At 73.3% G+C, this 12187-nt stretch carries 8 protein-coding genes; 4 read left to right on the top strand and 4 right to left on the bottom strand.

Annotation, left to right across the window (positions count from 1 at the left end; all coding sequences use genetic code 11):
* Positions 1-12: 12 nt before the first annotated feature.
* Positions 13-996, bottom strand: coding sequence for an aldo/keto reductase (locus tag ABGB06_RS26255; protein WP_347593651.1), 984 nt, complete (start codon positions 994-996; stop codon positions 13-15).
* Positions 997-1052: 56 nt separating this feature from the next.
* A complete protein-coding gene (locus ABGB06_RS26260; RefSeq protein WP_347593653.1) occupies positions 1053-3908 on the bottom strand; it encodes a SpoIIE family protein phosphatase in 2856 nt (951 codons plus the stop codon).
* A 533-nt stretch (positions 3909-4441) separates the two neighbouring features.
* On the opposite strand from ABGB06_RS26260, the gene ABGB06_RS26265 reads away from it, so the two are divergent.
* The 4 genes from ABGB06_RS26265 to ABGB06_RS26280 all read left to right on the top strand — a co-directional run bounded on the left by ABGB06_RS26265 (position 4442) and on the right by ABGB06_RS26280 (position 10335).
* Entirely contained in the window at positions 4442-6958 is a 2517-nt protein-coding gene (locus ABGB06_RS26265) for a SpoIIE family protein phosphatase (RefSeq protein ID WP_347593810.1), read from the top strand.
* A 75-nt stretch (positions 6959-7033) separates the two neighbouring features.
* A complete protein-coding gene (locus ABGB06_RS26270) occupies positions 7034-8122 on the top strand; it encodes a substrate-binding domain-containing protein (protein WP_347593655.1) in 1089 nt (362 codons plus the stop codon).
* A 25-nt stretch (positions 8123-8147) separates the two neighbouring features.
* A complete protein-coding gene (locus tag ABGB06_RS26275; protein WP_347593656.1) occupies positions 8148-8915 on the top strand; it encodes an ATP-binding cassette domain-containing protein in 768 nt (255 codons plus the stop codon).
* Positions 8916-9069: 154 nt separating this feature from the next.
* Positions 9070-10335 carry a sugar ABC transporter permease gene (locus tag ABGB06_RS26280; protein WP_347593657.1) on the top strand — a complete coding sequence of 422 codons (1266 nt, stop codon included), beginning with the start codon at positions 9070-9072 and terminating at the stop codon, positions 10333-10335.
* 148 nt (positions 10336-10483) lie between these two features.
* Here the strand turns inward: ABGB06_RS26280 and ABGB06_RS26285 are convergent, their stop codons facing one another.
* A complete protein-coding gene (locus ABGB06_RS26285) occupies positions 10484-11170 on the bottom strand; it encodes a DUF4360 domain-containing protein (RefSeq protein ID WP_347593658.1) in 687 nt (228 codons plus the stop codon).
* Positions 11171-11498: 328 nt separating this feature from the next.
* On the bottom strand, positions 11499-12137 hold the full coding sequence (locus tag ABGB06_RS26290) for a DUF4360 domain-containing protein (protein WP_347593660.1): 639 nt from the start codon (positions 12135-12137) through the stop codon (positions 11499-11501).
* Positions 12138-12187: the final 50 nt, after the last annotated feature.

Below are 12187 nucleotides of genomic sequence, written 5' to 3' on the forward strand. Positions count from 1 at the left end.
CCGGCCCGCCGGCTACCAGCGGTGGTGCACCTGCGCGCGGATCCGGCGGTCGTACAGCCCGCGCACCGCCGTCAGCGTCTCCTCGGGCAGCGGCGCCAGACCGGCCGCGGCGGCGTTCGCCCGGGCCTGCTCCGCAGACCTGGCGCCCGGGATCACCGTGGTGACGCCCGGCTGCTGCACCACCCAGCGCAGCGCCGTCTGCGCGGCGCTCGCGCCCTCGGGCGCCAGCGCCGCGAACTCCGCCGCCGCCTCCACACCCGTCGCGTAGTCCACGCCGGAGAACGTCTCGCCCTGGTCGAACGCCTCGCCGTGCCGGTTGAACGTCCGGTGGTCGTTCGCCGCGAACACCGTGTCCCTGGTGTACCGGCCGGACAGCAGCCCCGAGGCGAGCGGCACCCGGGCGATGATGCCCACACCCGCCGCCCGGGCGGCCGGCAGCACCCGCTCCAGCGGCCGGAGCCGGAACGGGTTGAGGATGATCTGCACGCTCGCCGTGCCCGGCCGGGCGATCGCGGTGAGCGCCTCCTCGCAGGTCTCCACGCTGACCCCGTAGCCGGCGATTCGTTGCTCCGCGACCAGGGTGTCCAGCGCGTCGAACACCGCGTCCGAGGAGAACACCGGCGTCGGCGGGCAGTGCAGCTGCACCAGGTCGAGCGTGTCCACGCCCAGGTTGGCCCGGGACCGGTCGGTCCAGGCGCGGAAGTTGTCCAGGGTGTAGTTCGCCGGGTCCTGCGGCACCCGGCGACCCATCTTGGTGGCCACCATGACGTCCGCGTCCGGACGCTCCTTCAGGAACGCCGCGATCAGCCGCTCGCTCCGCCCGTCGCCGTAGACGTCGGCGGTGTCCAGGAAGGTAACCCCGGCCGCCAGCGAGGCGTCGAGCACCGCCATCGCGTCCGCGTCCCCGACGTCGCCCCAGTCCGCGCCCAGCTGCCAGGTGCCGAGGCCGACGACGGACGCCCGGCGGCCCAGCCTGCCGAATTCTCGCTGCTCCATGCCCGCATTCTCGCAAGCCCGCCGGCGCCCGCCGCCGGCGCACCCCCCTGGGGGAGTCAGGGGGTGAGGGCCTCCGGCAGCGGCTGCTCGGCCCAGATGGTCTTCCCGCTCTGCGTGTAGCGGGTGCCCCAGCGCTGGGAGAGCGCGCCCACCAGCTGGAGCCCGCGGCCGCCCTCGTCGGTCTCGGAGGCGCGGCGCAGGTGCGGCGTGGTGTGGCTGCCGTCGGAGACCTCGCAGATCAGCGTCCGGCTGCGGAGCAGCCGCAGCCGGAGGGGCCCGCGGGCGTGCCGGATCACGTTGCCCACCAGCTCGCTGGCGATCAGCTCGGTGGGCATCGTCAGCTCCGCCAGGTCCCAGCGCGCCAGCTGCTCGCGCACGTGATGGCGAGCCTCGCCGGCCGCGACCGGGTCCTCGGGCAGCGACCAGACCGCGATGTTCTCCCCGGCCAGCCCGTGCGTCCTGACCACCAGCAGCGCCGCGTCGTCGCTGGCCCGCAGTCGCGCCGGCACCAGCGTCGAGGCCACGGCCTCGGACAACGCGTCGAGGTTCCGCGCGACGCCCCGCCGGCGCGCCTCGACGAGCGTGTCCGCCAGCCGCGTCATGCCCTCGTCGAAGTCGCGGCCCCGCGACTCCACCAGCCCGTCGGTGTAGAGCACCAGCAGGCTCCCGTCCGGCAGCTCCAGCTCGTCGGTGTCGAACGGCGGCGTCGCGGTGCCCAGCGGCGCGTTGGGCGCCAGGTCGGGGAACCACACCCGGCCGTCGGGGTCCATCACGGCGGGCGGCGGATGCCCGGCGCGGGCGAACACGCAGCCGCGGGTGGTCGGGTCGTACACGGCGTACAGGCAGGTCGCGTAGAAGTCGTCGCCGAGCCCGGAGACGACGTCGTTGAGGTGGCCCAGGATCTCGTCGGGCGGCAGCTCCAGATCGGAGAGCGTGTGCACCGCGGTGCGCAGCCGCCCCATGGTGGCCGCCTCGGACAGGCCGTGCCCCATCACGTCGCCGATGACCAGGGCCACCCGGTCGGCGGAGAGCGGCAGCACGTCGTACCAGTCGCCGCCCACCTCGATGCCCCGCCCGGCGGGCAGGTATCGGGCCGCCGCGCTGACCGCCGTGACCTCCGGCAGGCCCTGCGGCAGCAGGCCACGCTGCAACGCCTTGGCGCGCCGGTGCTCGGTGTCGAACAGCTGGGCCCGCTCCAGGGCCTGGGCGACGAGGCCGCTGACGGCGATCAGCAGGGTGCGCTCCTCGGCCGTCACCCGGCGCGGGTGGTCGAAGGCGATCACGCAGGCGCCGAGGGAGCGCCCCGAGGCCGTCAGCGGCACGAACGCCCACGCGCGTTTGCCGGAGCCGGCCACCAGCTTCTCGGAGCCCGGGTTGCGCTCCAGGAACTCCTCGGGCGAGGCGTAGAAGGTGGGCACGCCGCTCTGGAGCGCCTCGTTGACCGCGGTCGCGCGCGACAGCGGTATCCCGTCAAGGAACTTGAGGAATCCCTCGTCGTAGCCGATGGCGTCGAGCACCCGCAGCCGGTCGTTCTCGACCAGATGGACGACGAGGGCGGACGCCCCGAACGGCGGCAGCACCCGGTCGGCGACGGCGGTGACCACGTCCCGGGCGGTGACCGCCTCCGAGAGCGCGGCCGTCAGCTCCCGGATCCGGGCGGCCCGTTCCGCCGCCGCCCGGTCCGCGGCGGCGCGCTCCGCCTTCCGCACCCGGCGTTCGGTGACGTCCGTCAGGTGGATCGTCAGGCCCTCCGGGCCGGGCAGCAGCCGCACGTGGTACCACCGGCCCTCGCCCGGCCAGCGCGCCTCGAACTCGGTCGGCGTGCCCTCGGCCACCGCGCGCCGGCAGCGCACCGGCAGCCCGGCCACCCGCTGTGCCGCGGGCACCTCCCACAGCAGTCGCCCCGTCAGGTCCTCCGAGGAGCCGAACAGCCGCTCGGCCTGGACGTTGACGAACGTGATCCGCCAGTCCGGGCCGACCGCGAGGAAACCGTCGGTCATCTGCCGGAGGGCGCGGGCGACCGACTCGAGCGCGGCACGCGTCCTGGTGGTGTCCCACAGCGCGCCGGCCATCCCGACCGGCTTGCCGGCCTCGTCGGTGAGCGTCCGGCCGCGGGCCTGCACCCAGCCCTGGGCGCCGTCCGGGCGCAGCACCCGGTACTCGAACTCGGTCTCGCCGCGTTCCCGCATCGCGCGCGCCACCTCGGCCATCACCCGCGGCAGGTCGTCGGGGTGCACCACCCGCTGCCAGGTCTCCACCCGGCCGTCGAAGTCCTCGGCGGCCAGGCCCAGCACCTCCAGCATCGACGCGTTCCACGCCACCTCGCCGGTCCGCACGTCGTACTCCCAGGCGCCGACCCGGACCGCCTCCAGCGCCCGCGGGACGTCGGAGATGGCGGGGTCGCTGCCGCCGAGCAGCAGGATCCGGGTGGCCGGCGGAACGCGTCGCAGCCGCTCGGCGGCCCATTCGGCCAGATCGTCGAGCTCCCCCCGCTGCCGCGGGGACGGGCCGCCGGTCAGGTTGCCGACCAGCACGGTCAGCGCGCCGAGCACCTCCTCGGAGCCCCGCAGCGGCACGGACATCATCCCGGTGTCCGCGGGCACGCCCAGGGCCATGGACGCGGGCTGCCACACGGGCGCGTCGTTCCGGACCGCGCGGGCCGGGGGTGCGGGATCGGTGCCGCGCAGCCCGTCCCAGCCCCGGGTGAAGGACTGCGGCAGGCCGCTGCTGGCCACCAGCCGGAGCCCGAAGTCGGGCGTGGTGCCGTGCAGATGGACCAGACCGCCGAGTCCGCCGAGCGCGGCCATGGCGTGTTGGAGGGCGAGCAGCAGCGTCTCCCGGACCGCCAGCTCGGGGGCGGCGGCCGAGAGCAGCAACAGCCGGCGCGCGGCCTCGCCGCCGTTCGCACCCATCCCGCCTCCTGGTCGGTCGGCCTCCCGGTCGGGAGGCACCTGGCGATGGGACGGACCAGGGGACAACCGAGATGCCCGGAATGACACCATATGTCGCCACTGTATAACGCGCGCTGGTCGCCGGGACGCTCGTCGCTGGTGGTGGGCTCGGCGGAGCGCGGAGGACGCCCTCGGCGACACACGGGGACACACCAGGCGCGGGCGGGCTTCGCCTGCCCGCCGACGCCCACGTCACCCGGCTGGGTCAGCGGGCGGCCACCCGGCCGGACCGGAAGGGCCGGTGCCAGGAGCAGCCGCCGCCGTCGACCCGGCCCCGCGCGCGAGCCCGAGCGCGGGCTCGCGTTCGTACGCTGGAGGTGCCCGGACCCGGCGCCGCCGACGCGGTGGTCGGGCCGGAGCGGACGAGTCGGAGGCGATGGGACGATGCGACGGCCGACGCAGACGGCCGCCCGGCCGCCAGCGCACCCGTCACGCCCCCAGACCCCGCGGGCCTGGGGGGAGCCCCCGGGGCGGGGTGCGCCGTGACGGAGCGGATGCGGGCGTTCGGCGGGGCGGCGCTCGCGGCTGTCTACGTGCTGGCCCCGCGCGAGCGGCTGCTGCTGGCCGAGACCGCGGGCGGCCCGGTCGCCGAGTACGGGCTGGCCGACGAGTACGCGACGGACGGGGCCTCACCGGTCGCCGCGGGCATCCGCGGCGGCCAACCGCTGTGGTTGGACGGCGCCGCGCTGGCCTCCTACGGCGACGCCGTGCCGGGTCCGGCGGGCCCTCGGGTGGGGGCGCCGCCCAGCCTCCCGGGCTCCGCGGGAGTCTCGCTGGCGGTGCTGCCGCTGGGCGCGAAGCGCGGCCCGCTGGGCTGCCTGGTGGTGGTGGACGAGGGCGACGAGGGCTTCACCACCGACCGGCGCAGCTTCCTCGAGCTGTACGCCGCGCATGTGGCCGAACGGCTGGAGGCCGTGGGCGAGCCGGGCGCCGAGGAACCGGGCGACGGCGCCTCGGAAGCCGAGGGCGCCGACGGTGAAAGTGCTGACGCCACGATCCACCGGGTCATGGACAGCGTCCGCCTCGGCTCGTTCACCCTGGAGCTGAGCTCGGGTCGGGCGGAGGCGGACCCGACGGCCCTGGAGCTGATGGGCACCGTCCCCGAGACCTTCGACGGGCGGGTGGAGACCCTGCTCGCGCACACGGTGCCGGAGGACCTTCCCGCGCTGATGTCGATCGTCGAACCGGCCTCGATGTCCTCCGGCGGCCGGGAGCTGGAGTTCCGGATCCGCCGGGGCGTCGGCGAGCTGCGCTGGCTGCACCTGCGCTGCCGGGTGCTGATGAACGCCGCCGGCCGCCCCGAGCGGCTGCTCGGCGTCGTCGCCGACGCCTCGCGCCTGCGCTCCACCGCCGACGAGGTCTCCCGGGTGCAGCGGCTGTCCGCCACCCTGGCCACCGCGGTGACCGTACGGGACGTCAGCCAGATCGCCGTCGCCGCCCTGCGGGAACTGGGCGCCGACCGGGTGGCGCTGGCCGAGCTGGAGGCGGACCGGCTGGTGGTCACCGCGCTCGACCCGGCGGACCCGAGCGGCTGGCCCGACCTGTGGCGTCCCGAGTGGCCGGACGCGCCGACCTCCGCGCTGCCCACGATCCAGGCGGCGCTGCGCGAGGGCCGCACCAACCTGTGGCCGCCGGGCGCCACGCTGGAGCCCAGCATCTCCGTCATCGGCCCCGGCGGCGTCGCCGTGCTGCCGCTGCTGGCCGACGGCCGGACCGCGGGTGCCTGCCTGGTCGGCTGGCAGGAGCCGCACGAGTTCGGCACCGAGGAGCGCTTCCTGCTGACCGCCGCCGCCGGCCTGGTCGGGCAGGCCCTCGTGCGGGCCAGGGCGTTCGACGCCCAGCACGAGCTGGCCGCCATGCTGCAGCGCAGCCTGCTGCCGCGCACCCTGCCCGACCTGCCGGGCGGCGTGGCCGTCGCCCGCTACCTGCCGGCGACGGTGGGCCTGGACGTGGGCGGCGACTGGTACGACGTGATCCCGCTGACCGAACGCCATGTCGCGCTGGTGATCGGCGACGTGCAGGGGCACAGCGCCGCCGCCGCGACGATCATGGGCCAGATGCGGACGGCGATCCGCGCCTACGCGGTCGAGGGCCACTCGCCGGACGTGGTGGTCTCGCACGCCAACCGGCTGCTGGTGGGCATGCAGACCGACCTGTTCGCCACCTGCTGCTACGTCGCGCTGGACATGGAGGAGGGCGACACCTGGCTGGTCCGCGCGGGACACCTGCCGCCACTGGTGCGCGACCCGGACGGCGGCACCCGGGAGCTGGAGGTCGAGGGCGGCCCGCCGCTGGGCGTGCTGGCCGACGCCGAGTTCCCCATGACCACCGTCGGGCTGGCGCCGGGCTCCGTGCTGACGCTGCTGACCGACGGGCTGGTCGAGTCGCCCACGCTGCGGCTGGAGGAGGGCCTGGCCCGGGTGTCCGAGGCACTCGCCACCAACAGCCCCGACGATCCGGGCCGGCTGGCCGACGCGCTGCTCGGCGACGCCAACCGGCGCGACGACGACGTGGCGCTGCTGTTGCTGCGCTACGACGGCACCAGCGACCGGCCGCGGCGCGCCACCTGGGCGGTGTGGCGGCTGCCGGACGCGGTCGGACACGCCCGTCGCTTCACCGCCAGGACGCTGCGGTCCTGGGGGGTGGCGGACGGCTCCGACACGGTGCTGCTCGTCGTCTCCGAGCTGGTCACCAACGCGATGGTGCACACCCAGGGCCAGGTCCGCCTGGACCTCACGCTCTCCGGGGAGCGGCTGCGGGTGGCGGTCAGCGACTCGTCGCCCCGGACGCCGGTGCGGGCGGCGAGCGGCGACTGGGAGGCCACGGGCGGCCGCGGCATCCTCCTGGTCGACGCCGTCGGCGCCGCCTGGGGCTCGGTGCCGTTGAGCGGCGGCAAGCAGGTGTGGGCGGAGATCGTGGTGACGCTGCTGCCCGCCGGCCCGGCGGACGCCGGCACCGACGTCGACGGCTTGCGGGGCGCCGACGGCGGGCGTTTTATGTCTGATAAGTGAGAAATGTCTGATCCGTGGCGCGCGGGGGTGACCCGTGGCGTCCCCGCGACGCCCGACGTGCGAAGGGAAGCAGGGATGGCAACGCTGCCCCACGGCGCCGCGGCGGTCGCGTGCGCGACGGCCCTCGTCCTCGGCCTGGCGGGCTGCGGTCAGGGCACGGAGCCGGGCGGGGCCGACGACGGGGGGTCGGTGCACATCGGCCTGCTGTTGCCGGACAACCTCGGGCGGTGGGAGGACTTCGACCGCCCCCTGATCGAGCAGGCCGTCGCCGAACGGTGCGGAGACTGCACCGTGGAGGTCGCCAACGCCGAGGGCGACGCGGCCACGCAGCAGCGGCAGGTGGACTCGATGATCACCGGGGGAGTCGATTCACTGATCATCAGCCCCATCGACGCCATCGCCATCCGGGCCTCCGTCGAGCGGGCGCACGAGGCGGGCATCCACGTGGTGGCCTACGACCGGCTCGCCGAGGGTCCCGTCTCGGCCTACGCCTCCTTCGACAACAACCAGGTCGGCAGGCTCCAGGCCACGGCGCTGGTCGAGGCGCTGGCCGACGTCGAGCGGCCCCGGATCGTCATGCTGAACGGCTCTCCGACCGACCCCAACGCCGAGGAGTTCGCCCAGGGGGCACGGGAGGTCTTCGACGGCCGGGTGGAGGTGAACCGGGAGTACGACATCCTGGACTGGTCCCGGGACGAGGCGTACGCCACCATGTCCGGCGCCATCGTGCGGTTCGGCGCCGAGCGGATCGACGGCGTCTACGCCGGTAACGACAGCATCGCCTCGGGCGCCATCGCCGCGCTCAAACACGCCCAGGTCTCGCCGCTTCCCCCGGTGACCGGACAGGACGCCGAACTGGCCGCCATCCAGCTCATCGTCACCGGTGAGCAGGAGATGACCGTCTACAAGCCCTTCCGCCTGGAGGCCGAGCCCGCGGCCGAGATGGCGCTGGCGCTCGCCCGCGGCGATCCGCTCGACAGCGTGGCCACCGACAGCGTCGGCAACGCGACCGTCGAGCACATCCCGGCGGTGCTGGCCACGCCCACACCGGTGACGGTGGACACCATCGAGAGCACGGTGGTGCGGGACGGGATGTTCACGATCGACCAGATCTGCACGCCCAGGATCGCGCCCGCCTGCCGCCGGGCCGGCCTCACCGGGTGAGACCCCGTGCCAGGAGGTGGTTCACATGCCCCCGGTGCCCCTGCTGAGGCTGCGCGGCGTCACCAAGCGCTTCGGCGCCGTGCAGGCGCTGAGCGACGTCGACCTGGAGATCCGCGCCGGGGAGGTCGTCGCCCTGGTCGGCGACAACGGCGCCGGCAAGTCGACCCTGGTCAAGGTGATCTCGGGCGCCGACCCGGCGGACGCCGGCGAGATCGAGTGGAAGCGACGGCCGGTCCGCCTCAACCAGCCCTCCGACGCCCGGGCTCTCGGCATCGCGACCGTCTACCAGGACCTGGCCCTGTGCGAGAACCTCGACGTCGTCGGGAACCTCTTCCTCGGCCGGGAGATCCACCGGTCGGGGATCCTCGACGAGGTCGAGATGGAACGCCGGGCCCGCGAACTGCTCCGTACCCTCGCCAGCCGGATCTTCAACCTGCGCATCCCCGTCGCCGCCCTGTCCGGCGGCCAGCGGCAGACGGTCGCCATCGCCCGCGCGCTGCTCAGCGAGCCGCAGGCGGTCCTGCTCGACGAGCCGACCGCGGCGCTGGGCGTCGAGCAGACCGCGCAGACCCTCGATCTCATCGAACGGATGCGCGACCGCGGGCTCGGAGTCCTGATCATCAGCCACAACCTGGCCGACGTGAAGGCCGTCGCCGACCAGGTCGCGGTGCTCCGGCTGGGGCGCAACAACGGCTTCTTCAGCGTGAACACCACCTCGCAGGAGCAGATCGTCGCCTCGATCACCGGCGCCACGGAGAACGCCGTGTCGCGCGCGGGCCGGCCGTGGCCGTGACCCCGCCCTCGGACCAGCACACCGACCAACACCCAGACCATCACGCAGACGAACACGCGGATCAACGCGCAGACCAACGCACCAACCAGCGCACGGACGGCATGGGAAGAGCGGGACAGGGACAGCGACACGGACGACAGGGACAGGGCGGAGCATGGACCCCAGCAGCACCACGGGCCGCGGGCGCACGGACGGCACCGCGGGCGACGCGGACCCCCGCCTGATCCGGCGCGAGTCGGGCGTCGCCGGCCACCTCGCCGAGTTCCGGCGCCGGATGCGCGGCGGTGAACTCGGCTCGGTGCCGGTCGTCCTCGGCCTGATCGTCATCTGGATCACGTTCCAGCTGCTGGACAGCAACTTCCTCTCGCCGCGCAACCTCTCCAACCTCAGCGTGGACATCGTCGGCATGGGCATGATCGCGATCGGCATCGTCTTCATGCTGCTGATCGGCGACATCGACCTGTCGGTCGGCTCGGTCAGCGGGCTGGTGGCCGCGGTCTTCGCCGTGCTCAACGTCAACCACGGCATGACCGAGTGGGCGGCCGTGGTGGTCGCCGTGCTGTGCGGCACGGCCACCGGGGCGGTGCACGGCTTCTTCGTCGCCCGGATCGGCGCGCCCGCGTTCGTCGTCACCCTGGCCGGGCTGCTGGGCTGGAACGGCCTGATGATCTACCTGCTGGGCACCGCGGGCACCATCAACCTGGACGACGAGGGCATGGTCGCCAGGCTGACCAACGAGTACCTGACCAGCGACGTCGCCACCTACGCGGTGGCCGCGGTGGGCGTGGCCGCGTTCTTCCTGGTTTCCTACCGGGAGGCGCGGCGCCGGGCCGAGGCCGGGGTGCCGTACCGTCCGCTGGTCGAGATCGCGGTGCGCACCGCCGTGCTCGCCGTGCTCGCCTTCGGTGCCGCCGCGGTTCTGGTCGACTTCCAGGGGCTGCCGCTGGCCCTGATGATCTTCCTGCTGTTCGTCATCGGCCTCGACCTGGTGCTGCGGCGCACGCCCTACGGGCGGAAGGTGTTCGCGCTCGGCGGCGGCGTGGAGGCGGCCCGCCGGGCCGGCATCAACGTGGTCGTGGTGCGGATCTCCGTTTTCATGGTGTCCGGCACCATGGCCGCGATCGGCGGACTCTTCCTCGCCTCGCGGCTGACCTCGGTGAGCCAGGCACTGGGCGCCGGCGAGCTGCTGATGAACGTCATCGCCGCGGCCGTCATCGGCGGCACCAGCCTGTTCGGCGGGCGCGGCACCACCTGGTCCGCGCTGCTCGGCGTGCTGGTCATCGAGTCGATCGCCTCCGGCATGACGCTGCTGGGCATCGAGGTGGCCGTCCAGTTCATGATCACCGGCTGCGTGCTGCTGGCCGCCGTCGTGATCGACTCGCTCTCCCGCCGCCTGCAGAAGGCCCATGGACGGGCCTGACGGATGGTGGCTCGGCGACGGGAGAACGAGCCCGCGCCCCGTTTTCCGGCCGGGGCGGTTACGGCGGGGTGCGGTCCGCCGGGACGGTGTCCGCACCCCGCCTCTCAGGGGAGTCCTCGCTGGGCGTCACTCCCGGGAGATGTGGTGCTCAGTCACCGTCCCCTTCCCCCGGCTCGCACTCGCGCCAGGCCAGCTGGTACTCGGTCTCGATCTCCCCGTCCGTGGAGTCCATCATCATGAAGCTGGTCGTCTTGGACGGGTCGGAGGTGCCGGCGCTGACCCGCAACTCCGTGTTGATGTTGAAGTTGCGCAGCTCCCCGCAGGGCGCCCAGACCAGGGCCGGCAGCTCGGTCACGTCGGTGACCGTCCAGTTGTCGTCCATCGCGCCGGTGAACGTCTCCTGGTGCTCGGCGGTGCTCGGCGAGCCCTGGAAGTAGTACGACGCCCGCTGCTGGCCGGTGGCCCCCTGTTCGAGGTAGGCGTAGCCGCGGTAGTCGACGCTGGCGATGGCGTAGGTGAAGCCGGACGGCACCTGCACCGCCAGGTTGAGCTGGCAGTTCTTGCGGAAGTCGGTCGGTGACGCGCCGACGCCGACCATCGCGAGGTAGTCACTGTAGGTGACGGTGAAGGCCGTGTTGTCGGCGGAGACGGCCACGGCGGCGGTGCCCGGCTCACAGCCGGATCCGTTCACCGTGAGAACCTCGATGGCCATCTGCTCCGTCGGCACGTCGGTGAAGTACGGCGGTTCCGCGATCTGGTTGACGGGAGTCGCGGACGGAGTGGCGAAGGCGAATAACGCGACGAAGGCGCTACCCACGGCAAGAAGACCGGACATGGTTCTCCAATCGGTCGTTAAGGACCGTCCCCGGGCAGACGAATTCCGGGAACCGCGTCCGTGGTGGTCTGAAGCTCGCGAGGCGGGTGGTGGTGGAAAGTCGTACCCGCCGGGGCTCATTCGCGAGGCACCGCATTTCCGGCGTGCGGTGCGAGAAGAGAACCCGGATTGATGCTCCCGGCCCCACATGATGGGCGAGGAGGCACAGGAGCATCAGCCCGGTGCGTCGGAGTTCCGCTCTCGGTGATGCGATGTTTGCGCGGGAGAACGGGGAGATGTCCGCCGTTACTGCTGGTCTGCGGGCCTCACCGGCCCGTGGGGGCCCGGGTCAGCTCGGGCACTCCTGCCAGGCCAGGTGGTAGGTGGTGCTCACGGCGCCGTCCGTGGAGTCCATGGTCATGAAGCTGGTGCCGTCCGAGTCGCCGCTGCTCACGCGGAGCTCGGTGTTGATGTTGACGTTCTTGTCCTCGCCGCACGGGGACCACACCAGACCGGCCCAGTCGGTGGTCTTGTTGGCGTGCCAGTTGTCGTCGTACGGACCGGCGAAGGTCTCCTCCGAGGACGCCGTCTGCGACGAACCCTGGAAGTAGTACTGCGCCTTCTGCAGGCCGGTGGCACCGGAGGCCAGGTAGGCGTAGCCCCGGTAGTCGACGCTGGCGATGGCGTAGGTGAAGCCGGACGGGATGTGGACGTCCAGGCTCAGCTGGCAGTTTTTCCTGAAGTCGACGGGCGAGGCGCCGTCTCCCGCCACAGCGAGGTAGTCGCTGTAGGTGACGGTGAAGGCCGTGTTGTCGGAGGAAACGGCCACGGCCGCGGTGCCCGCCGGGCAGCCCGAGCCGTTGATCGTCTGGATTCCGACGGTGATTTTCTCTGACGGGGCGTCGGTTGCGGTCGACACACCCTGGCCGGAGACGGTAGAGGCCAGTAACGCCGCCATCGCCCCACCGGCAACGAGAATACCGGACATGGTTCTCCAATCGGGTCGTCTCTGTGCGGTGCCGACCACGCGGGCCCGCA

It is taken from the genome of Streptomyces sp. B6B3, from assembly GCF_039871525.1.
Lineage (GTDB): Bacteria > Actinomycetota > Actinomycetes > Streptomycetales > Streptomycetaceae > Streptomyces.

Bases quoted from the DNA above. Each gene is read 5' to 3' on its own strand.
- ABGB06_RS26255 (WP_347593651.1), bottom strand. From the start codon at position 996: ATGGAGCAGCGAGAATTCGGCAGGCTGGGCCGCCGGGCGTCCGTCGTC.
- ABGB06_RS26260 (WP_347593653.1), bottom strand. From the start codon at position 3,908: ATGGGTGCGAACGGCGGCGAGGCCGCGCGCCGGCTGTTGCTGCTCTCG.
- ABGB06_RS26265 (WP_347593810.1), top strand. From the start codon at position 4,442: ATGCGGGCGTTCGGCGGGGCGGCGCTCGCGGCTGTCTACGTGCTGGCC.
- ABGB06_RS26270 (WP_347593655.1), top strand. From the start codon at position 7,034: ATGGCAACGCTGCCCCACGGCGCCGCGGCGGTCGCGTGCGCGACGGCC.
- ABGB06_RS26275 (WP_347593656.1), top strand. From the start codon at position 8,148: ATGCCCCCGGTGCCCCTGCTGAGGCTGCGCGGCGTCACCAAGCGCTTC.
- ABGB06_RS26280 (WP_347593657.1), top strand. From the start codon at position 9,070: ATGGACCCCAGCAGCACCACGGGCCGCGGGCGCACGGACGGCACCGCG.
- ABGB06_RS26285 (WP_347593658.1), bottom strand. From the start codon at position 11,170: ATGTCCGGTCTTCTTGCCGTGGGTAGCGCCTTCGTCGCGTTATTCGCC.
- ABGB06_RS26290 (WP_347593660.1), bottom strand. From the start codon at position 12,137: ATGTCCGGTATTCTCGTTGCCGGTGGGGCGATGGCGGCGTTACTGGCC.